Below are 20,313 nucleotides of genomic sequence, written 5' to 3' on the forward strand. Positions count from 1 at the left end.
CCCCGGCGCCTGAAGCCGCCGCGCCCGCCCCCGCCGAGGTGCCCGCCGCCCGTCCGGTGCGCTGGCGCATCACCGAGCGCGGCGCGGAGCACGAGATCGAGGGATACGCCGACCGCGTCAGCGTGCTGCCCGGCGAGCGGTTCCGGATGCGCGTCTCCACGACCGCGCCACGCTTCACCGCGCGCGCCTTCCGCGTGGGCGCCCACCCGGCGGAGGTGTGGCACTCCGGCCCGCTCCCCGGGGTGCGTCAGGCGCCGCCCCAGACGGTGGAGGGCATGGTCACGGCCGCCCACTGGAAGCCCTCGCTCACCGTCGACACGACCGGCTGGCGGGAGGGCGCCTACCTGGTACGCCTGGACGCCTCCAGCGGCGGCCAGCGCTACGTCCCGATCACCGTGCGCTCGGCCTCGACACAGGGGCGGGTGGTGCTGGTCAACGCGGTGACCACCTGGCAGGCGTACAACCTGTGGGGCGGCCGCAGCCTCTACCAGGGTCCGGCCGGGTTCGACGACCGCTCCCGCAAGGTGACCTTCGACCGGCCCTACGACACCTCGGGCGCGCGGCTCTTCCTCGACTTCGAACTGTCCGCGATCGAGCTGGCCGAGCGGAGCGGGGTGCCGCTGGCCTACCTGACCAGCCTGGACCTGCGGCCCGGCGTGCTCGACGGCGCCAAAGCCGTGGTGTCCCTGGGGCATGACGAGTACTGGTCGCCGGGCATGCGCGCCGCCGTCACCAAGGCCCGCGACGCCGGCACGAACCTGGCCTTCCTCGGCGCCAACGCCGTCTACTGGCGCATCGGGCTGTACGGCCGGATGGTCATGTGCGACAAGGAGAGCCAGTGCCCGCTCTGGCGCGCGTCCGCGCCGGAGAGCGCGCTGGTCGGGCAGGAGTACGACTGCTTCCCCGCGGAGGCGGCCTACGTGCTGCGCAGGCCCGGCCACTGGATCTTCGAGGGCACCCGGGGCAGGCGCTTCCCCGGCCTGGCCGGCGTCGAGACCGACAAGGTGTCCGCCGGCTCGCCCGAGAACATCAAGGTGCTGGCCCATTCGCCGGTCGACTGCGGCGGCCGGGCGACGTCCTCCGACAGCACCTACTACACCGCCCCGGGAGGGGCCGGGGTGTTCGCCTCCGGAACGATGCGCTGGGTGTGCGGGATGCGGGGAAGGCAGTGCGGCCACGGGGTCACCAAGGCCGCCGCCGCCTTCACCCGCCGCGCGACGCGCAACATCCTGACCAGGTTCGCCCAGGGCCCGGCGGGGCGCCCTAAGCCTTCCCCTGGCGCCTGAGCAGGATCTCGGCGAGCATCCGCTGGATCTCGGGCTCGGCGCCCTCCTTGGTCACGCCGAGCCCGTCGAGCGCGGCCACGGCCGTCCCCTCGCCGAGCGACAGCACGCCGAGCAGGATGTGCTCGGTGCCGATGAAGTTGTGGCCGAGTCGCAGGGCCTCGCGCAGCGTCAGCTCCAGGGCCTTCTTGCTCTGCGGGGCGTAGGGCGGCTTGTCGGGCGCGTTCTCGCTCGGCGGGGCGAGCATGGCCGTCATGATCTCCTCGACCCGCTCCAGCGGCGCGCCGAGCGTCACCATGGCCTTGGCCGCCAGCGCCTCCGGCTCGCTCAGCAGCCCGAGCACGAGATGTTCTGGCTCGATGTACTCGCTGCCCGCGCTTATGGCCGCCTGCTCGGACCGCACGATGACCGAGCGCGCCCGGTCGGTGTAGCGGGCGTAGGCGCGGAGCTCTTCGGCCAGCCCGCCCTCCTTGGGGACGAACCGTTTCTGGGCGGCCTGCTTGGTGACGCCCATGCTGCGGCCGATGTCGGTCCAGGAGGCGCCTGAGTGCCGGGCCCGGTCGACGAAGTGGCCGATGAGGTGGTCGGCCACCTCGCCCAGGTGCTCGCCCAGCGTCACCGCGTCGGAGAGCTGGCCCAGGGGGTCGCCGTCGGGGTGACGGCTCTTGATCGCGTTGATGAGGTCGTCGAGACGCACGGTCTGATCCATGAGTCAACCATAGGTTGACGATGCATGGCCGTCAACCCAAGGTTGACGATGGGGGATCCCGCGAAATCGCCTCCCTGAAAGGGGTTTCGCTCGCTACGCTCGCGTTTGGTCTAGACCACTGGCCGCGTGGACGGGCAGAATTACGGTCCAGGTCGTGAAACCGTTCGGAGAATCTTAGTGATCCTCGTGCCGGCTCCATCGGCATGCGCCTCGATCGCCGGGGACATGCGCCGCCTCACGCTGCCTCGAAGGCGGCCCGGAGCGCGGCCCTGGCCCTGCGGGCGGCCGAGCGCCGGCCGTACAACCGGGCGCACAGCGAGGTGAGGACCTCCGCCATGTCGCGCAACAGCTCGTCGTCGACCCGGGCGCCGGCGACGGCGCCGGACTCGGCGGCCTCCGTGTCGTCGGTGACCACGATCCGGCGGCCGGTGGCCTCCAGCGCGGCCGACAACTGCTCCAGCCCGAACCGGGCGAGCCGGTCGCGGCGCTCGACCACGATCACGCCCACGGACGCGTCGCGCAGCAGGCGGGCCAGCTTCGGCCGGTCGCCGTCCATGCCCGAGCCGACCTCGCCGACGACCTCGGTGACCGTCAGGCCCATCGCGGTGGCCGCGCGGACCACGCGGGCCGCCTGCCGATCGAGCTCGGCCAGCTGGTCGGTGCCGGACACCCTGCAGTACGCGACCGTCCGGCCCGTGACCTCGGCCGTCCGATCGAGGACCATGTACCTACCGGTGGCGGTCTTGACCACCGGGACGGGCATCTTCCCGTCCCGCGCCCACTGCCAGGCGGTCTGGTAATGCACGCCGTTCCGCCGCGCCCACTCCGAGAGCTTCACATATCGACAATCTCAGACGAAGACTGAGAAGAGCTGATGTTTTCACTAACGGCAAGAAACCCATAGGAGGAACCCGTCATGCGAATCGGAGTGCTCACCGGGGGCGGCGACTGTCCCGGACTCAACGCGGTGATCAGGGCGGTCGTGCGTAAGGGGGTGAGCGTCTACGGCCACGAGTTCGTCGGGTTCCGTGACGGCTGGCGCGGCCCGCTCGAAGGCGACACGATGCCGCTGGACATCCAGGCCGTACGGGGCATCCTTCCGCGGGGTGGCACGATTCTCGGCTCCTCGCGTACCAACCCCATCAAGATCGAGGGGGGCGTCGACCGCATCAAGGAGAACCTGGCGGCCACCGGCGTCGACGCGCTGATCGCCATCGGCGGCGAGGACACCCTCGGTGTCGCCAGCCAGCTCCACGAGCGCGACGTCAAGGTCGTCGGCGTGCCCAAGACGATCGACAACGACCTGTCGGGCACCGACTACACCTTCGGCTTCGACACCGCCGTCAACATCGCGACGGAGGCCATCGACCGCCTGCACACCACCGCCGAGTCCCACCACCGGGCGCTCATCTGCGAGGTCATGGGCCGGCACGCGGGCTGGATCGCGCTGCACGCGGGCATGGCGGGCGGCGCCAACGTCATCCTGATCCCCGAGCGGCCGTTCGACATCGACCGCGTCTGCGAGTACGTCGAGTCGCGCTTCCGCACCCGCTACTCGCCGATCCTCGTGGTCGCCGAGGGCGCGCACCCGATCGAGGGCCAGATCGCGCTGCAGGCCGGCGAGCTCGACGCGTTCGGCCACGTACGGCTCGGCGGCATCGGCGAGGTGCTGGCCAAGGAGATCGAGAAGCGCACCGGCAAGGAGGCCCGCACCACCGTGCTCGGCCACATCCAGCGCGGCGGCACCCCGACGGCCTACGACCGGGTCCTGGCCACCAGGTTCGGGCTGCAGGCGATCGACGCGGTGCACGAGGGCGACTACGGCAAGATGGTGGCGCTGCGCGGCACCGACATGGTCCGCGTCGGGCTCGACGTGGCGACGGCCGAGCTCAAGACGGTGCCGGTGTCGCGCTACGCGGAGGCCGAGGTGTTCTTCGGCTGATTGAAAGCGGCTTGCAAGCGGGCGGCCGTAGCTTCTGTATCAGCGGGGTTACCGCTACAACCCCCTCAGGGTACGGCTTGCGCCGCGGCGAGTCGGCGGCCCACCACGCGCCGCAAGCCGTACCTATGACATAGCTCAAGAACGGGGCGTGCCGAAGAGATCCACATCCGGCGCGCCCCCGTTTTGTGTCGCCCGGGCACCACCCTGTGGCCGCGGCGGGACGCGTCCCTCCAGCCGGGCGCGGAACTCCGCCTCCCGGTGCAGCTCCTTCTCCGAGGGCGAGAGCATGACGGTGAGCAGCAGGCCCATGGTGATCACGCTGAGCCCCACGATCAGCGGCAGCAGGAAGTCGATGGCCTTCGCGCCGGTGACCGGCCCCGCCGGGCTGTGCGCGTGCACCGACATCCCGTACATCCCCGTGTAATGCATACCGGTCACCGCGACGCCCATGACCAGCGCCGCGCCGCCGATCTTGAGCGCGCCGCGGACCCGCAGGGTGAACCAGAGCGCGACGGTGGCCGCGACGATCGCGATGAGCACCGACAGCGCCACGAACAGCGGGTCGTAGGCGACGTCCCCCGCCATGTTCATCGCGGACATGCCCAGGTAGTGCATGCCGGCCACGCCGATGCCCGTCAGGACGCCGCCGCCGAGCAGGTACGACAGGCGCTCGCCGCCGCTCCAGACCACGAACAGCCCGGCGCCGACCACCACGACCGCGAGCACCGCGGAGGCCGCGGTGAGCGGCATGTCGTAGCGGATCACCGTGCCCCGCACCGCGAAGCCCAGCATGGCGATGAAGTGCATCGTCCAGATGCCGGTGCCGCCGATGGCCACCGCCGCGCCCGCCAGCCAGTACCTGGCCTCCTTGGCGCTGACCAGGCGGGCCCGCGAGGTCAGCAGCAGGCCGAGCATGGACCCGATGCTGGACATGCCGTAGGCGACAAGGAGGGTCAGGGGCCCATACGAGAAGTGGTCAATAGGCGACATACGCACACACGTCCCTTAGAGGTGAATAAGGGAGTATGAGCAGGGCTCAGGTGATTTTGCAACTACCTTCGGCGAGTTTTGGAACGTGGCGAATCTTGCGGGAACCCCTGCTGCCGCGGGGATGTAGGCGCGCCCAAGATCGGTTGCGGCTCGGGGACGGGGGCGCCGAAGACGGGTTGCGGTCGCCGTGCGGGTTGCGGCTGAACGGGCCGTTGCTGGGCGGGCTGCTGTTGGGCGGGCCGCGGGCGAAGGGGAGTGGGGGCGGGGTAGGGCTGCGGCTGCTCGCTGGCGCGCCGGCGCAGCTCCAGCCGGGCGACCAGCTCGGCGTCCTCGGACAGCTCCTCCTCCGACGGCGACAGGATGACCATGAGCAGCATGGTCAGCGTGATCAGGCTGATCACGGTCATGAGCGGCACGAGGAAGTCGAGGGCGTCGGCGCCCGGCACGGCGCTGGGCTCGGCGTCGACCGTGACGAGCATCGCGTACATGCCGGTGTAGTGCATGCCCGAGACGGCCACGCCCATGACCAGCGCCGCGCCGGCGATCCAGATCGCGCGCTTGACCCGCATCGTGAACCACAGGGCCACGGTCGCGGCGATCACGGCGATCGCGACGGAGGCGGCCACCACCTTGCGGTCATAGGAGACGTGCGCGGACATGTTCATCGCGTACATGCCGAGGTAGTGCATGCTGGCCACGCCCAGGCCGGTCAGCAGGCCGCCGCCGAGCAGGGCGAGCAGCCGGCCACCGCCGTACGAGACCAGGAACAGGCCGGTGCCGACGACCACGATGGCCACGACGGCGGAGGCGACCGTCAGCGGCACGTCGTACTTGATCTGGGTGCCCTCGACCTCGAAGCCCATCATGCCGATGAAGTGCATGACCCAGATGCCGGTGCCGCCGATGGAGATGGCCGCTCCGATCAGCCACCGAATCCGCGAGGCGCCTCGTGAGGCGTGCGCCTGAGCGGTCAGCCGCAGTCCGAGCATCGACCCTATGCACGACATCACGTACGCGAGGAGCGGCGTGAGCGGGCCGTGGGTGAAATGGTTAACAGCGGACATTAAGTCAGTTTCCTTGCATTAGGGGTCACCGGATTGTGCCAGCTGGCCTGTCCGAATCACATGGATATCTCGACTATCTGTCAACCTGTAATGTCGGAACGTGAGAAGGGCTCATGGGTATCGAGAGGCCGTTCTGGCGTGCGATCGCGGTCTTCCGCGTCGTTTCGCTGCTGTACGCGGCGGTGTTGATGGCGCAGCACCGGGGCTACGCGGAGCCGCTCACGGGGTGGCTGGTGATCGGCGTCATGGGGCTGTGGACGGCCGCGGCGATCTTCGCGTACTCCGTCGAGGCGCTGCGCCGGTGGCCGCTGCTCGTGCTCGACCTCCTGGTGGCCGTGGCCTGCCTGCTGGCCTCGCCGTACGCGCAGGGCGCCCAGCAGCCCGGTGAGGGCACCATGCCGGTCCCGGCCACCTGGATCGCGGGCCCGGTGCTGGCCTGGGCGGTGCACGGCGGCCGGCGGCTCGGCACGGTGGCCGCGGCCGTCGTGGCGGCGGCGGACCTGTGGCTGCGGATCCACGGGCCCGACGCGCCCGTCCTGATCAACGGCGCGGTGCTGCTGTTCATGACGGGCGTGGTGGTCGGCCACGTGGCGCGGCTGGCCAAGCGGGCGGAGGAACGCATGCAGCGGGCCGTCGAGATGGAGGCGGCGCAGCGCGAACGCGATCGGCTGGCGCGGGACGTGCACGACTCGGTCCTGCAGGTCCTGGCGCTGGTCCGGCGCCGCGGCCAGGAGCTGGGCGGCGAGGCGGCGGAGCTGGGCCGGCTCGCCGGAGAGCAGGAATCGGCCCTGCGCTCGCTGTTCATCCGGCCCGCCTCCCCGCCCGCTGGGGTGGCGGATCTGCGGGCGCTGCTCATGCGGTACGGCTCGGAGTGTGTGACGATCTCGACCCCGGCGACGCCCCTGGCGCTGCCGGGGCCGGTGGCGGAGCAGACGGCGGCGGCCGTGGGGGCGGCCCTGGACAACGTGCGCGCGCACTGTGGGCCGGCGGCGCGGGCGTGGGTGTTCGCCGAGTCGGGGGACGGCACGGTTACGGTCAGCGTCCGCGACGAGGGGCCGGGGATTCCGGTCGGCCGGTTGGAGGAGGTCGCGGCGGCCGGCCGGTTAGGCGTCTCGCAGTCCATCCGCGGGCGTGTCGAGGGTCTCGGCGGGAAGGTCTCGATCACCAGCGTTCCGGGGGAGGGCACGGAGATCGAGCTGACGGTGCCCGCCTAGGACCCCCTCCCGGGGAGCGGAAGAGGACGGTCTGTGGTCGTTGGGTCCTTCGGGAGGATGCCCTCCAGGGAGCGGGAGGAGACGGGTCGTCGTCGCGACCTTAGAGTGGCGGCCATGGTGCGGGTGATGGTGGTGGACGACCATCCGATGTGGCGCGACGGGGTCGCCAGGGATCTGGCCGAGGCGGGCTACGAGGTGGTCGCCGCCGTGGGCGAGGGGCGTCAGGCGCTTCGCGTGGCCGGGGCGGTGCTGGCCGAGGTGGTGGTGCTCGATCTGCGGTTGCCCGACATGTCGGGGGCGGAGGTGGCCGAAGGGCTGGCCGGGATGCCGGTGCCGCCGAAGGTGCTGGTGCTGTCGGCCAGCGCCGAGCAGGACGACGTGCTGGACGCGGTCAAGGCCGGCGCTTCCGGATATCTGGTGAAGTCGGCGAGCCGGGAGGAGTTCCTCGACGCCGTCCGGCGGACCGCGGACGGCGACGCGGTGTTCACGCCCGGTCTGGCCGGGCTCGTGCTGGGGGAGTACCGGCGGCTCGCCGTCCAGTCCGCGCCGGCCGAGGGGCCCCGGCTGACCGAGCGGGAGACCGAGGTGCTGCGGCTGGTCGCCAAGGGCCTGTCCTACCGGCAGATCGCCGACCGGCTCGTGCTCTCGCACCGGACCGTACAGAACCACGTCCAGAACACCCTCCAGAAGCTCCAGCTCCACAACCGGGTAGAACTGGTGCGATATGCGATCGAGCAGGGGCTCGACGCGGACTAAACTCGGTGGGTCGGGGCGTTGGCCTCGGCGCGTCCCCATCACTCCCGGAGGTTCTGCCATGTCGATGTCCGCCCTGGGCGAGCCATGCGTTCTGCTCAAGCTGGGCGAGATCGTCCTCAAAGGTAAGAACCGCGACATTTTCGAACGCCGCCTGGTCGACAACATCCGCGAAGCCGTCAAGGAGCTCGGTCTCAAGCTCGACGTGCGCAAGCGGCACGGCGTCATCGCGATCTTCCTGCCCGACGGCGCCACGGCCGAGCAGTCGGAGACCGTGGCCAAGCGGGTCGCCGACGTGCCGGGGCTGGTCTGGATCCACTCGGCCTGGCGGGTCGCCAAGGACCCCGACGCCGTGCTCAAGGCCAGCCTGGAGCTGGTGTCCGAGCGCGAGGAGGTCAAGCGCGGTGCCACGTTCGCGGTGCGCTCCCGCCGCCGCGACAAGCGCTTCCCGCTGCGCTCCAACGAGCTCGACCGGCTCGTCGGCGGCGCCATCAACGACGAGTACGGCCTGCCCGTCAACCTGAAGAACCCGGAGCTGACGATCTCCATCGAGGTCGACAAGGACGAGGTGTTCGTCTTCACCGGCGGCATCCCCGGCCAGGGCGGCCTGCCGGTCGGCAGCAGCGGCCGGGCGCTGGTGCTCATGTCGGGCGGCATCGACTCGCCGGTGGCCGCCTACCGGATGATGCGCCGCGGCCTGCACGTCGACTTCCTGCACTTCTCGGGCATCCCGTTCACCACGTCCGAGTCGATCTACAAGGCGTACGCGCTGGTCAGGAAGCTCGACCGGTTCCAGGGCCGGTCGCGGCTGTGGGTGGTGCCGTTCGGCAAGGCCCAGCAGTCGATCCGCTCGTCCGGCCAGGACCGGCTCGCGGTGATCGCCCAGCGCCGGCTCATGCTCAAGACGGCCGAGGAGGTCGCGCACCGCATCCGCGCCGCCGCGCTGATCACCGGCGACGCCCTCGGCCAGGTCTCCTCCCAGACCCTGACCAACATCACGGCCCAGGACCACGCGGTCGAGCTGCCGATCCTGCGCCCGCTGGTGGGCTGGGACAAGACGGAGATCATGGCCGAGGCCCGGCGCATCGGCACGCTGGAGATCTCCGAGCTGCCCGACGAGGACTGCTGCACGCTGCTGGCTCCCAAGCGGGCCGAGACGCGCGCGAAGATCGAGGATCTCAAGCAGATCGAGAAGCGGCTGGACGCCGAGGAGCTGGCCGTCCAGCTCGCCGACTCGATCCAGGAATACAAGCTCTGAGCCTGGGCTGAGGCCGGGCCGCCCGTGGGGGACCATTCCGTTGGGCGACCCGGTCTCAGGCTTGTGAGAGCGCCTGCCGCGTCAGGACATGTCAGGACGCGTCCACCCTGAACGGGTCGTGCTCGGCGAGCAGCTTGTCCAGGCGGGCCTGGTCGACGCGGGTGCTGACCCCCGACAGCTCCTGACGGTCGCGGACGACCTTGCTGAGCGTGATGGTCGAGGTGATGACGTACAGGACGCCCAGTGCGAGGAAGGCCCTGATCCACCCGGAGGCCGGGAGGTAGACCAGGGCGAGCACCACGGACGACACGGAGACGCCGAACGACAGGATGGCCTGGACGTAGTAGGCGGTGGTCTGAGTGGGTTGGATGGGCTTCGTCATGTCGACCATCTTCATGCTGGGCGACATGTCGGCACATGGGGTCACGTACTCAAGTTACTCATGAGTACGGCCGACCGGGCGCGGGGTGCCGGCCGTACTCATCCCACGCGGATCAGACCGTCAGCGCGGCGGCGGCGGTCTTGCCGAGCAGCGGCGGGAAGTCCCGCATGATCTGGGCCAGCTCGCCCAGGTCGGTGTCGACCAGCGCCTGCGGCCCGTCAACGATGGCCTGCTCGGGATGCGGGTGCACGTCGATGATGACGCCGTCGGCGCCCACGGCGATCGCCGCCCGCGTCAGCGGCAGCACCAGGTCGCGCCGCCCGCCCGAGTGCGACGGGTCGACGATCACCGGCAAGTGCGACAGCCGCTGCGCCACCGGCACGGCCGAGACGTCGAGGGTGTTGCGCGTGGCGGTCTCGAACGTCCGGATACCGCGCTCACACAGCACGATGTCGAGGTTGCCGCGCTGCGCGATGTACTCGGCGGCCATCAGCCACTCCTCGATCGTCGAGCTCATGCCGCGCTTGAGCATGACCGGCCGGCCCGCCGCGCCGACCGCCTGCAGCAGCGCGAAGTTCTGTGCGTTGCGGGTGCCGACCTGCAGCATGTCCGCGTACGAGGCGACCAGGGCGACGTCCTGCGCGTCGACCACCTCGGTGACGATCGGCAACCCGGTCTCCTCGCGGACGTCGGCGAGGATGCGCAGGCCCTGCTCGCCCAGCCCCTGGAAGGCGTACGGCGAGGTGCGGGGCTTGAAGGCGCCGCCGCGCAGCAGGGTCGCGCCCGCCGCCATCGCCATCCTGGCCGCCTCCAGCGTCTGCTGGGGCGTCTCCACCGCGCACGGCCCCGCGATCAGTGTCACGGTGCCGGGGCCGATCGGCACGCCGCCCACGTGGACCGTGGAGCGTTCGGGATGGTTCTCCCTGCTCACCAGCTTGTAGGGGGTGCTCACCCGCATCACCTCGCGTACCCCCGGCATGCCGCGCAGGCTCGCCTCGTCGAGCTGGGTCACATCGCCCACCAGCCCGACGATCGTGCGCCGTACGCCCCTGCTCACGAATGCCTCTACCCCGGCCGCCTGGACGACCGCGACGATCGACGCGATGTCATCACCGGTTGCCTCCTGGCCCATCACGATCACCATCTGCTGCTCCTTCGATCAAGCGCGGAAAAGCCCTGGAAACGCCGAAAGGCCCCGGGTCCATGAGGACCCGGGGCCTTTCGTTCGCCTGTCTGCTAGCGCAGCGTCAGGTGGCGAACGGACACGGGTCCGTCGCCATACCAAAACACGAACGCTTTACGCATAGTCGCCATCGTAGCGCACCGCACCCGCGCGCAAGGCAGACACGGGCCGATGGCAGGATGGCCCAAGACCACGGAAACCGGCGAGGGGAGTGTACGTGGAGGAATCGCGGCTGCCTCCGGGCCAGTACGTCCCGCGCGGCCGGCCGGTGATCCACTACGGCAGGGTGCCGCAGTTCCGGCCCGAGAGCTGGGACTTCCGCGTCTTCGGAGCCACCGCCTCGGGCGAGGAACACTGCTTCACCTGGCCGGAGTTCGAGAGCCTGCCCCGCACCGGCGTCATCGCGGATTTCCACTGCGTCACCAAGTTCTCGATCATGGGCAACGAGTGGCGGGGCGTCAGCCCGGCGACGATCGTCGCGGCGGCCCCGCCCGACCCGGGCGTGCGACACGTGATGATCTGGGCCGAGTACGGCTACAGCGCCAATCTTCGGATGTCCGACTTCACCGCCTCGGACACGCTGTTCGCCATGGAACTGGACGACAAGCCGATCAGCGCCGACCGGGGCTTCCCCGTACGTGCCGTCGTGCCCCATCTGTACGCCTGGAAGAGCGTCAAATGGGTGCGGGCCATCGAGTATCTCCTCGAAGATCGGCGAGGCTTCTGGGAGGAACGCGGCTACCACAACGTGGCTGACCCCTGGCGCGAGCAACGCTACTCCTACCAGGAAGAACCCGGCGAGGGCCCTCCGTAGGGTTTCCGCCCGAACACGGTCCGTTGTTGGCTACGGTTGCCCGCATGTCGACCACCGCGTGCGTGGTGCTGTCCTGCCTGACCTTCGTCCTCGGCTACGCCGTCGCCCTGGTGTCGCGGGGACGTCGGGAGCCGCGCGAGCCGTCCGATCCGGCCGTTCCTCCCCGGGGTGACTGGAAGGACGAGGCGACGTACACGGCGCTGCACATCGCGGCCCTGGCCGCCCCCTCGCTGCGCGCCGGGCTGAACCGCGACTCGGCCCGCAAGGCCGTACGCCATCTGCACGCCCTGCTCGGCACCTACGCTGTCGCGATCACCTCGACCGAGGCGGCGCTGGCCTGGGACGGCCCGTGCACCGACGAGGTGCTCACCTACGCCCGCACCACGCTGGCCTCCGGGCGGCCGCAGGTGTTCGCCGGGGAGCCGTACGGCGCGGTCGTGGTGCCACTGCTCGTCGACGGCAAGCTCACCGGCACGCTGGCGGCCTTCGACCAGGAGGTGAGCGCGGCGCTGGTGCGTACCGTCACCGAGGTCGGCCGGTGGGTGTCGGGCCAGCTGGAGCTGGCCGAGCTCGACACCTCGCGGCGGCGCGCGCTGGAGGCGGAGATGCGCGCCCTGCGAGCGCAGATCTCGCCGCACTTCATCTACAACGCGCTGACCACGATCGCCTCCTTCGTCCGCACCGATCCGGCGCGGGCCAGGGAGCTGCTGCTGGACTTCGCCGACTTCGCCCGTTACGCGCTGCGCCGGGCGCACGACTTCACCACCCTGGCCGACGAGCTGACCTGCGTCGACCGCTACCTGCTGCTGGAGCGGGCGCGCTTCGGCGACAGGCTGCGCTTCAGCGTGCAGGTGGCGCCGGAGGTGCTGCCGGTGCCGGTGCCGTTCCTGTGCCTGCAACCGCTGGTGGAGAACGCGATCAAGCACGGCATGGGCAGCCGCGGCGGCATCGGCCAGGTCCGCGTGGTGGCCCGCGACGCCGGGCCGGAGGCGCACATCACGGTCGAGGACGACGGCACCGGCATGGATCCCGAGCACGTCAGGCGGGTGCTCGACGACGACCCGAGGCGCGAGGGCAACGGCATCGGCCTGGCCAACGTGGACGTGCGGATGCGCCAGATCTACGGCGACGGCTACGGGCTGGTGGTGGAGACGGCGCTGGGCTCGGGCACCACCGTGCGGCTCCGGGTGCCCAAGACGCGCCTCAGCTCTCTGTAGCCAATTATTCGCGCTGCGTGCTCAAGTGGCTTGTGACCTAGCCGTTATTAAGGCAGCGTGGTGGTCATGCTGCGTGTGCTGGCCGTCGACGATGAGCTGCCCGCTTTGGAAGAACTGGCCTACTTGCTCCGCAAGGACGCCAGGGTGGAGCGGGTCACGACCGCGAGCGATGGCGTCGCGGCCCTGCAGGACATGGTCCAGATGATCGGGACCGGCGAGCGGCTCGACGGGGTGTTCCTCGACATCCGGATGCCCGGCATCGACGGGCTCGACCTGGCCAAGCTCGTCGGCGGTTTCCCCAGCCCGCCCCGGCTGGTGTTCGTCACGGCGCACGAGGACTGCGCCGTGCGGGCGTTCGAGCTGGAGGCCGTCGACTACCTGCTGAAACCGGTCCGGGCCGAGCGGCTGGCCGAGGCGGTGCGCCGGCTGGAGGTGGCCGTGGCGCCGGTCGCCGAGCCGGCCCTCGACGACGTGATCCCGGTTGAGCTGAGCGGGATCACCAGGTTCGTGCCGCAGCAGGCGGTCTGGTACGCCGAGGCGAAAGGCGACTACGTGCGCCTGCACACGGTCGACGGCAGCTACCTCGTACGCATGTCCCTGGCGGCGCTGGAGCGGCGCTGGGCCGACGCCGGGTTCATCCGGGTGCACCGCAGCACTCTCGTCTCCGCCAGGCACGTGAGCGAGCTCAGATTCGAGGGCGGCAGGGTGATGCTGACCGTCGGCACGCAGACGCTCCAGGTGAGCAGGCGGCACAGCCGCCAGGTGCGCGAGCAGCTGGTCCGCCAGCATCGCGGCGCCATCTCCTGACCCGTCGCCGACCCGTTGTGCCGCCCGTTTCCCGGGCGGGGTGGGCGTGAACGCGGGGAGTGTGAACGGCCCCCCGCGCGGTTCGCCGCGCCGGGCGTTTTCTCCGTGATGGTGGCGAGTTCCCTGGTCACACCGGGTCGGGTGTCTCTGTGGCGGCCCGGCGGCCGTCGTGTTGGAGATCGCGGGGCCGCGGAAGCGACCGTTCGTCGTGCTGGAACCGCCGCTCGTCGCATCCGTACGCTCCGTATGGCGATGACTACAGACCGTTCGACGAGCTGTCCGTAAACGGGGGTTCGCCCGCAAGATCGCGACCGTAGTGTTTGCGCATCGGAAGCCACCCGGCGCATCGGGGGGGACGAGCCGAAAGGCTCGCTGATTAGTCTGATGCGTCGGATCCTCCGGTGACCACGCAGGTCACCACGGCTGTCGGGCCCTCTACCGGGGGGCAGGGCCCGCCTGCCGAGCACGTGTGGGACGCCCGCTGTGGCCGCGGAAGGACCGCGATCCGGCCTTACGGGGGTGGCCGGATCGCGAGAGCGGGCGTCCCGACACGTGTGCCAAGGCCGGCCGTTACGGCTCGTCGCGGAGCTTCTTGAGGGTGGCGATGTCCTCGCGGTGCTTGTCGGCCTTGCCCGGCGTCTCGATGCAGATGGGGACGCCCGCCACGGCCGGGTGCCGCATGAGCTCGGCGAACGGCTGTGCGCCGATGTGCCCCGCCCCGATGTTCTCGTGGCGGTCCTTCTTCGAGCCGCACACGTCCTTGGAGTCGTTGGCGTGGATCAGCTTCAGCCGCCCCGGCGCGATCGCGTGCAGCGCGTCGAACGTCTCCTTGACCCCGCTCGCCGCGACCAGGTCGTGCCCGGCCGAGAACGCGTGGCAGGTGTCGAGGCAGATGTTGGCCCGCGGGTGCCAGTCGAGCGCCGCCAGGTAGGGCTCCAGATCCTGCACCGTGGCGCAGAGCATCGCGCCCTGGCCCGCCATCGGCTCCAGCAGCAGGTCGGGGCCGCCCTCGGGGATCTCCTCGAGCAGCGGCAGCAGGTGCTCGCGCAGCTGACTCATCGCGTCGTCGCGCGGCTGCGTCACCGCCGAGCCCGTGTGCACCACGACTCCCTTGGCGCCGACCTCGGCGCCGCGGCGCAGCGTGTAGCGGACGAGCGCGATGGTGCCGGCCACCGTCTCGGGGTTGGGCGAGCCGAAGTTGGCCAGATAGGGGACGTGCACGAAGGTATCGACACCCGACGCGGCCAGCGCGGCGTCCTCTTCGGGCTTGCCCGGCGTCAGCGCCCAGGCGCGCGGGTTGGTGACGAACACCTGGATCATCTCGGCGCCGATCTCGGCCATGTACGCCAGACCGCCCGTCGCCAGGCCGCCCGCGACGGAGACGTGCCCGCCGATGAGAGAGGTTGGGGTCATGATGCCTATCAGTTTAGGCGGGTGGCGGAGCGGACCGGCCGGGCGGGATATGCGGCGAGCTTGGAGCATGACACGAAAAGTCCTAGCCAACCGCTGGGCCACTTGAGAGTTCTTGCGGATGGACCGGGCACCAGGCGGGTGTGTGTACTGCTGCTATGCCCAACACGCTCACCGGTCTGGCCGGGTTCAACGCCCTGGAGGACGCCGAGGCGGAGCTGCTCGCCTGCTGCGCCTCCCGCGCCTTCGCCAGGTCCGTCGCGGCCCGGCGCCCCTACCGTGACCCGGACCAGCTCGCCGCCGCCGCCGACGCGGCCGTGCGCGGCCTGGCCTGGCCCGACGTCCTCGAAGCGCTCAGCGCCCACCCCAGGATCGGGGAGCGCGCCGAGAGCGCCTGGTCCAGGCAGGAGCAGTCGGGCGTCGAGGACGACACGCGCGCCGAGCTGGCCGAGGGCAACCGGGCGTACGAAGACCGTTTCGGCCACGTCTACCTGATCTGCGCCACCGGCCTGACGGGCGCCGAGATGCTGGCCAGGTTGCGCGAACGCCTGCTCCACGACGAGGAGAGCGAACGCGCCACCGTCCGCGACGAGCTGGCCAAGATCACCAGACTGCGGCTGGTCAAGCTGCTGGAGGGGTCCTGATGAGCTTCTCCACGCACGTCCTGAACGCCGTCACCGGCCGCCCCGCCGCCGGAGTGGCCGTACGGCTGGAGTACGAGGGCGAGGTCGTGGCCGACGGCCGCACCGACGCCGACGGCCGGATCAAGGGCTGGAACCCCGGCGCCGGCGTCCACCGGGTGGTCTTCGACACCGGGGCGTACCTGGCCGACACGTTCTACCCCGAGGTCGTCATCACCTTCACCGTGACGGACCCGGCCGCGCACTATCACGTGCCGCTGCTGCTCAGCCCGTACGCCTACTCCACCTACCGAGGGAGCTAGAACGTGCCCGACGTCATCCTGGGCCCCAACCGCTACGGCAAGGCGGAGACCAGGCTCGTCCGCGTCGTCCGGGAGGGCGACGTCCACCACCTCAAGGACCTGAGCGTCAGCTCCTCGCTCTCCGGCGACATGGAGGCCGTCCACCTGACCGGCGACAACGCCACCGTCCTGCCGACCGACTCGCAGAAGAACACCGTCTACGCCTTCGCCAAGAAGCACGGCGTCGACCAGATCGAGGACTTCGCGCTGCTGCTGGCCAGGCACTACGTCGCGTCTCAACCCCCGATCCACCACGCCAGGGTGGAGATCGAGGAGTACGCCTGGGAGCGGATCGGCGGCGACCGGCCGCACTCGTTCGCGCGCAAGGGCGGCGAGGTGCGCACCTGCGTCGTCCACCACGACCGCGACGGCCGCACCACCGTGGTCTCCGGGCTGAAGGACCTGGTCGTGCTCAACTCGACGGGGTCGGAGTTCCACGGCTACATCCAGGACGAGTACACCACGCTGCCGCCGACCACCGACCGCGTCCTTGCCACGGCCGTCGCCGCCCGGTGGCGCCACGCTTCAGAAGGGTCGGCGTACGGCAAGTCGTACGCGGAGGTACGGCGCTGCCTGCTCGAGGCGTTCGCCGACACGCACAGCCTGTCGCTGCAGCAGACGCTGTACGCGATGGGAAAACGGGTACTGGACAGCCGAGGCGAGATCTGCGAGATCAGGTTCGCGATGCCGAACAAGCACCACTTCCTGGTGGACCTCTCGCCGTTCGGCCTGGACAACGACAACGAGGTCTACTTCGCGGCCGACCGCCCCTATGGCCTGATCGAGGGCGGCGTGCTGCGCGAGGACGCCCCTGACGCCGCATTCGCCTGGGAGTAGAGCGATGGAATTCCTGCGCCCCACGACATGGGACGAGGCGCTGGCCGCCAAGGCGGACCGGCCCGGGGCCGTGCCCATCCAGGGCGGCACCGACGTGATGGTCGAGATCAACTTCGACGTGCGACGGCCGGAGGCGCTGCTGGACCTGACCCGCGTGCCCGAGCTGCGTGCCTGGTCCCTGGAGGACGGCCACTACCGGGTCGGCGCCGCCGTGCCGTACACCACGATCATCGAGGAGCTCGGTGGCCCGCTGCCGGGGCTCGCGCAGGCGTCGCGGACGGTCGGCTCGCCGCAGATCCGCAACCGCGGCTCCGTCGGCGGGAACCTCGGCGCGGCCTCGCCCGCCGGGGACAGCCACCCGCCGCTGCTCGCCGCCGGGGCGGTGATCGAGGTGGAGTCGCGCGACGGGGGCGTCAGGATGATCCCCGCGCACGAGTTCTACCTGGGCGTCAAGCGGTCCGCGCTGCGGCCGGACGAGCTGATCAGAGCCGTCCACCTCGAACCCGCCACCGGGCCTCAATACTTCTCCAAGGTCGGCACCCGCAACGCCATGGTCATCGCGGTGTGCTCGTTCGCGGTCGCGCTGCATCCGGAAGAGGGGCGGGTCGGCACCGGCCTCGGCTCGGCCGCGCCCACGCCGCGCAGGGCGCTGGAGGCCGAGGAGTTCCTGGGCCGCGAGCTCGACTGGGGCGCCCGGCTCGACCCCGCCGTGCTCAATCGGTTCGGCGAGCTGTGCGCCCAGGCCGCCTCGCCGATCGACGACGTGCGCGGCACCGCCGACTACCGCAGGCACGCCATCGCCGTGATGGCCCGCCGCACGCTGACCTGGGCCTGGAACGACTACCGAGGAAGGAGGGCCGCCTGATGCGCGTCACCTTCACCGTCAACGGCCGCGAGGAGTGCGCCGACGACGTGTGGGAGGGCGAGAGCCTCCTGTACGTGCTGCGCGAGCGGGTCGGCCTGCCCGGCTCCAAGAACGCCTGCGAGCAGGGCGAATGCGGATCGTGCACGGTCTATCTCGACGGTACGCCGGTCTGCGCCTGCCTGGTCGCCGCCGGGCAGGCCGAGGGCCGTCAGGTGCGTACCGTCGAGGGCCTGGCCGACGGCGACCGGCTCGACCCCGTGCAGGAGGCGTTCGTCGAGAGCGGCGCGGTGCAGTGCGGCTTCTGCACGCCCGGTCTGATCGTGCAGACGCACGACCTGCTCGACCGCGTCGACCGGCCGTCCGACGCGGAGATCCGCGAGGCCCTCGCGGGCAACCTGTGCCGCTGCACCGGCTACGAGAAGATCCTGGACGCGGTACGGCTGGCGGCCGAGCGAAAGGCGGCGACCAGGTGACCTCTCCTACGCAGCCCGGCCCCGGACAGCCCGGCCCCGGACAGCCCGGCCCCGGACAGACCGGCCACGGGCAGAGTGGCCGCGCGCCGTCCGGATCCGCGCAGTCGGGCTCTGCGCAGATCGACAACGTCTACATCGCGCCTGTCGCCGGGCCGGAGATCGAGTCCGGATATATCCGTATCGAGGGTGATCTGATCACTGGCCTCGGCCCCATGGCCGAAGCGCCCGCCACCCCGCCGACCACCCGGATCGACGGCACCGGCTGCCTGGCCACGCCCGGCCTGGTCAACACCCACCACCACCTCTACCAGTGGGCCTCGCAGGGCCTGGCCCAGGACGCGACGCTGTTCGAGTGGCTGGTGGCCCTCTACCCCGTGTGGGCCGCCATGGACGCCGAGGTCGTCAGGGGCGCGGCCGGCGCGGGGCTCGGCCACCTGGCCCTGTCCGGCTGCACCACCTCCAGCGACCACCACTACGTCTTCCCCAAGGGGCGCGGTGACCTGCTCGCCGCCGAGATCGACGCGGCGCGCGAGCTGGGCATCCGCTTCCACCCGGCGCGCGGCTCCATGGACAGGGGCGAGTCGCAGGGCGGCCTGCCCCCGGACGTCGTCGTCGAGCGGCTCGACGAGATCCTCGCCGCCACCGCCGAGGCCATCGACGTCCACCACGACCCGTCGTTCTCCTCGAAGCTGCGGATCGCGGTGGCGCCCTGCTCGCCGTTCTCGGTGAGCGGTGAGCTGATGACCGAGGCCGCCGCCCTCGCCAGGGACCGGGGAGTGCGCCTGCACACCCACCTGGCCGAGACGCTGGACGAGGAGGAGCACTGCCGCGCCCAGTTCGGCATGCGGCCCGTCGAGTACATGGACAAGCTCGGCTGGCTCGGCCCCGACGTGTGGTTCGCGCACGCGGTGCACCTCAGCGACGCCGACATCGGCAAGCTCGCCGCCACCGGCACCGGCTCCGCGCACTGCCCCTCCTCGAACGGCCGGCTCGGCGCCGGAATCGCCAGGGTGTCGGAGATGCTGCGCCGCGGCGCGAACGTCGGCCTCGGCGTGGACGGCAGCGCCTCCTCGGAGCTGACCACGCTGTCCGGCGAGATGCGGCAGGCACTGCTGTTCCAGCGGGCCGTGCACGGTCCCGGCGCGCTGACCGCCCGGCAGGCCCTCGAGCTCGCCACGCTCGGCGGGGCCCGCAACCTCGGCCGTGAGAACGAGCTGGGCACGCTGGAGGTGGGCAAGCTCGCGGACATCGCGCTGTGGCGGGTGGACGAGCCGTTCGCCACGGCGGTGAGCGACCCGGTCTGCCGCCTGGTCTTCGCCACCCGCCAGCCGCCGCTGGCCCGGCTGCTGGTCGGCGGCGAGACGGTCGTCGAGGACGACGAGCTCAGGACCGTCGCCCATGACGCCGTCGGCCGCGCGGGCGCCGAGGCCCACCGCCGCCTGACCCGGCTGGCCGACAAGCACGGCATCACCGCCACGAAGGAGATCCACCGGTGACCACGCCCTTCTGCCGTGAAGCACGCGGCGGGCGCGTGCGTCAGGCGTGGTCGCGCTTGCGCTCGCGATAGGCGCGGACCTTGGCGATGCTGCCGCAGCCGCGTCCGTCCGGGCCGCCCGCGCTCATCGCGCACCATCTGCGGCCGCCGTTCCTGCTGTGGTCGTAAAAGACCCAGGCGCAGTCGGGACACGCCTTCAGCCGCGCCCACTGCCCGGCCCTGACCGCCTCCGCGACCAGCGCCAGGAGGTGCCCTACCGCACTGCCGTCCACCGGACGCAAAATCAGTGCGGGGGCCTCGGGGTCGGCCGAGATCTCGGCCCGCAGAGGGTGGCGGCGGAGCCACCGTTCCAGCGCCACCGGCCGCTCCACGCCGAGTGACTCCCGCAGCGCCGTACGCAACTCCACGAACTCGGCCAGCCCGCCCGAGTCGGCTGCTTGTGCCGGGGGCCGCGGGGTGGGCACGTCGGGGAGGGCGGCGGTCCAGGCTGTGGGTACGGCGATCAGCTCGGGCAGGCGATCCTCGGGCAAGCGCGTGTCGTTGGGCAGGCGCCACGTATTGACGAACTCTCTGACCTGCTCCAGCCCCCCAGGGGCCACACTCTCGACCATGTAACCAGTTTACCTGTTAGCCGG

Annotated in this window: 22 protein-coding genes; 14 read left to right on the top strand and 8 right to left on the bottom strand. The window is 71.0% G+C overall.

The window, feature by feature from the left end; translation table 11 throughout:
* Nucleotides 1–1,286: N,N-dimethylformamidase beta subunit family domain-containing protein (locus AB0B61_RS41980; protein ID WP_358444701.1), on the top strand; the 1,286-nt coding region annotated here is incomplete at its 5' end.
* Here the strand turns inward: AB0B61_RS41980 and AB0B61_RS41985 are convergent.
* Both AB0B61_RS41985 and AB0B61_RS41990 read right to left on the bottom strand, forming a co-directional pair.
* Nucleotides 1,264–1,992 (bottom strand): Clp protease N-terminal domain-containing protein, encoded by a 729-nt coding sequence (locus AB0B61_RS41985; RefSeq protein ID WP_358444703.1) that lies wholly within the window; start codon nucleotides 1,990–1,992, stop codon nucleotides 1,264–1,266. The genes AB0B61_RS41980 and AB0B61_RS41985 overlap by 23 nt on opposite strands.
* A 235-nt stretch (nucleotides 1,993–2,227) precedes the next feature.
* Entirely contained in the window at nucleotides 2,228–2,830 is a 603-nt protein-coding gene (locus tag AB0B61_RS41990) for an IS607 family transposase (protein WP_358444706.1), read from the bottom strand.
* A gap of 78 nt (nucleotides 2,831–2,908) precedes the next feature.
* Here AB0B61_RS41990 and AB0B61_RS41995 point away from each other — a divergent pair, with 78 nt between their 5' ends.
* Nucleotides 2,909–3,934 (top strand): 6-phosphofructokinase, encoded by a 1,026-nt coding sequence (locus AB0B61_RS41995; RefSeq protein WP_358444708.1) that lies wholly within the window; start codon nucleotides 2,909–2,911, stop codon nucleotides 3,932–3,934.
* 135 nt (nucleotides 3,935–4,069) lie between these two features.
* Here the strand turns inward: AB0B61_RS41995 and AB0B61_RS42000 are convergent, their stop codons facing one another.
* On the bottom strand, nucleotides 4,070–4,867 hold the full coding sequence (locus tag AB0B61_RS42000) for an MHYT domain-containing protein (protein ID WP_358444711.1): 798 nt from the start codon (nucleotides 4,865–4,867) through the stop codon (nucleotides 4,070–4,072).
* Between the two features lie 119 nt (nucleotides 4,868–4,986).
* Nucleotides 4,987–5,988, bottom strand: coding sequence for an MHYT domain-containing protein (locus tag AB0B61_RS42005; RefSeq protein ID WP_358444714.1), 1,002 nt, complete (start codon nucleotides 5,986–5,988; stop codon nucleotides 4,987–4,989).
* A 113-nt stretch (nucleotides 5,989–6,101) separates the two neighbouring features.
* Here AB0B61_RS42005 and AB0B61_RS42010 point away from each other — a divergent pair, with 113 nt between their 5' ends.
* The 3 genes from AB0B61_RS42010 (at nucleotide 6,102) to thiI (ending at nucleotide 9,213) form a co-directional block, all read left to right on the top strand.
* Entirely contained in the window at nucleotides 6,102–7,202 is a 1,101-nt protein-coding gene (locus AB0B61_RS42010) for a DUF5931 domain-containing protein (protein WP_358444717.1), read from the top strand.
* Nucleotides 7,203–7,316: 114 nt separating this feature from the next.
* The gene (locus tag AB0B61_RS42015; protein WP_358444720.1) at nucleotides 7,317–7,958 is read left to right on the top strand and encodes a response regulator transcription factor; all 642 of its coding nucleotides are present in this window, start codon (nucleotides 7,317–7,319) and stop codon (nucleotides 7,956–7,958) included.
* Between the two features lie 58 nt (nucleotides 7,959–8,016).
* A complete protein-coding gene (gene thiI / locus AB0B61_RS42020) occupies nucleotides 8,017–9,213 on the top strand; it encodes a tRNA uracil 4-sulfurtransferase ThiI (RefSeq protein WP_358444723.1) in 1,197 nt (398 codons plus the stop codon).
* Between the two features lie 91 nt (nucleotides 9,214–9,304).
* Here the strand turns inward: thiI and AB0B61_RS42025 are convergent, their stop codons facing one another.
* Nucleotides 9,305–9,595: a YiaA/YiaB family inner membrane protein gene (locus tag AB0B61_RS42025; protein ID WP_357945114.1), complete on the bottom strand. Its 291-nt coding sequence runs from the start codon at nucleotides 9,593–9,595 to the stop codon at nucleotides 9,305–9,307.
* Nucleotides 9,596–9,707: 112 nt separating this feature from the next.
* The gene (gene aroF / locus AB0B61_RS42030; RefSeq protein WP_358444725.1) at nucleotides 9,708–10,739 is read right to left on the bottom strand and encodes a 3-deoxy-7-phosphoheptulonate synthase; all 1,032 of its coding nucleotides are present in this window, start codon (nucleotides 10,737–10,739) and stop codon (nucleotides 9,708–9,710) included.
* A gap of 256 nt (nucleotides 10,740–10,995) precedes the next feature.
* Here aroF and AB0B61_RS42035 point away from each other — a divergent pair, with 256 nt between their 5' ends.
* The 3 genes from AB0B61_RS42035 to AB0B61_RS42045 all read left to right on the top strand — a co-directional run bounded on the left by AB0B61_RS42035 (nucleotide 10,996) and on the right by AB0B61_RS42045 (nucleotide 13,616).
* Nucleotides 10,996–11,592 (top strand): sulfite oxidase-like oxidoreductase, encoded by a 597-nt coding sequence (locus tag AB0B61_RS42035; protein WP_358444728.1) that lies wholly within the window; start codon nucleotides 10,996–10,998, stop codon nucleotides 11,590–11,592.
* Between the two features lie 44 nt (nucleotides 11,593–11,636).
* Nucleotides 11,637–12,809 (top strand): histidine kinase, encoded by a 1,173-nt coding sequence (locus AB0B61_RS42040; RefSeq protein ID WP_358444730.1) that lies wholly within the window; start codon nucleotides 11,637–11,639, stop codon nucleotides 12,807–12,809.
* A gap of 66 nt (nucleotides 12,810–12,875) precedes the next feature.
* Nucleotides 12,876–13,616, top strand: a complete 741-nt coding sequence (locus AB0B61_RS42045; RefSeq protein WP_358444732.1) for a LytTR family DNA-binding domain-containing protein — start codon at nucleotides 12,876–12,878, stop codon at nucleotides 13,614–13,616.
* Between the two features lie 570 nt (nucleotides 13,617–14,186).
* On the opposite strand, the gene AB0B61_RS42050 is transcribed toward AB0B61_RS42045, so the two are convergent.
* The gene (locus AB0B61_RS42050) at nucleotides 14,187–15,029 is read right to left on the bottom strand and encodes a deoxyribonuclease IV (RefSeq protein WP_358444735.1); all 843 of its coding nucleotides are present in this window, start codon (nucleotides 15,027–15,029) and stop codon (nucleotides 14,187–14,189) included.
* Nucleotides 15,030–15,184: 155 nt separating this feature from the next.
* Here AB0B61_RS42050 and uraD point away from each other — a divergent pair, with 155 nt between their 5' ends.
* From uraD to AB0B61_RS42080, 6 genes are all read left to right on the top strand, one after another.
* Nucleotides 15,185–15,670 carry a 2-oxo-4-hydroxy-4-carboxy-5-ureidoimidazoline decarboxylase gene (uraD, locus tag AB0B61_RS42055; protein WP_358444737.1) on the top strand — a complete coding sequence of 162 codons (486 nt, stop codon included), beginning with the start codon at nucleotides 15,185–15,187 and terminating at the stop codon, nucleotides 15,668–15,670.
* Entirely contained in the window at nucleotides 15,667–15,969 is a 303-nt protein-coding gene (uraH, locus tag AB0B61_RS42060) for a hydroxyisourate hydrolase (RefSeq protein WP_358445018.1), read from the top strand. Before uraD ends, uraH begins: the two co-directional genes overlap by 4 nt.
* A gap of 3 nt (nucleotides 15,970–15,972) precedes the next feature.
* On the top strand, nucleotides 15,973–16,845 hold the full coding sequence (pucL, locus tag AB0B61_RS42065) for a factor-independent urate hydroxylase (RefSeq protein WP_358444740.1): 873 nt from the start codon (nucleotides 15,973–15,975) through the stop codon (nucleotides 16,843–16,845).
* Nucleotides 16,846–16,849: 4 nt separating this feature from the next.
* Nucleotides 16,850–17,710, top strand: a complete 861-nt coding sequence (locus tag AB0B61_RS42070) for a xanthine dehydrogenase family protein subunit M (protein ID WP_358444743.1) — start codon at nucleotides 16,850–16,852, stop codon at nucleotides 17,708–17,710.
* On the top strand, nucleotides 17,710–18,183 hold the full coding sequence (locus AB0B61_RS42075) for a (2Fe-2S)-binding protein (RefSeq protein WP_358444746.1): 474 nt from the start codon (nucleotides 17,710–17,712) through the stop codon (nucleotides 18,181–18,183). Before AB0B61_RS42070 ends, AB0B61_RS42075 begins: the two co-directional genes overlap by 1 nt.
* A 119-nt stretch (nucleotides 18,184–18,302) precedes the next feature.
* Nucleotides 18,303–19,679: an 8-oxoguanine deaminase gene (locus tag AB0B61_RS42080; protein WP_358445020.1), complete on the top strand. Its 1,377-nt coding sequence runs from the start codon at nucleotides 18,303–18,305 to the stop codon at nucleotides 19,677–19,679.
* 40 nt (nucleotides 19,680–19,719) lie between these two features.
* On the opposite strand, the gene AB0B61_RS42085 is transcribed toward AB0B61_RS42080, so the two are convergent.
* On the bottom strand, nucleotides 19,720–20,289 hold the full coding sequence (locus tag AB0B61_RS42085) for a CGNR zinc finger domain-containing protein (RefSeq protein WP_358444749.1): 570 nt from the start codon (nucleotides 20,287–20,289) through the stop codon (nucleotides 19,720–19,722).
* Between the last annotated feature and the right edge of the window lie 24 nt (nucleotides 20,290–20,313).

This window comes from Nonomuraea sp. NPDC049158, from assembly GCF_040648335.1.
Taxonomy (GTDB): Bacteria; Actinomycetota; Actinomycetes; order Streptosporangiales; family Streptosporangiaceae; genus Nonomuraea.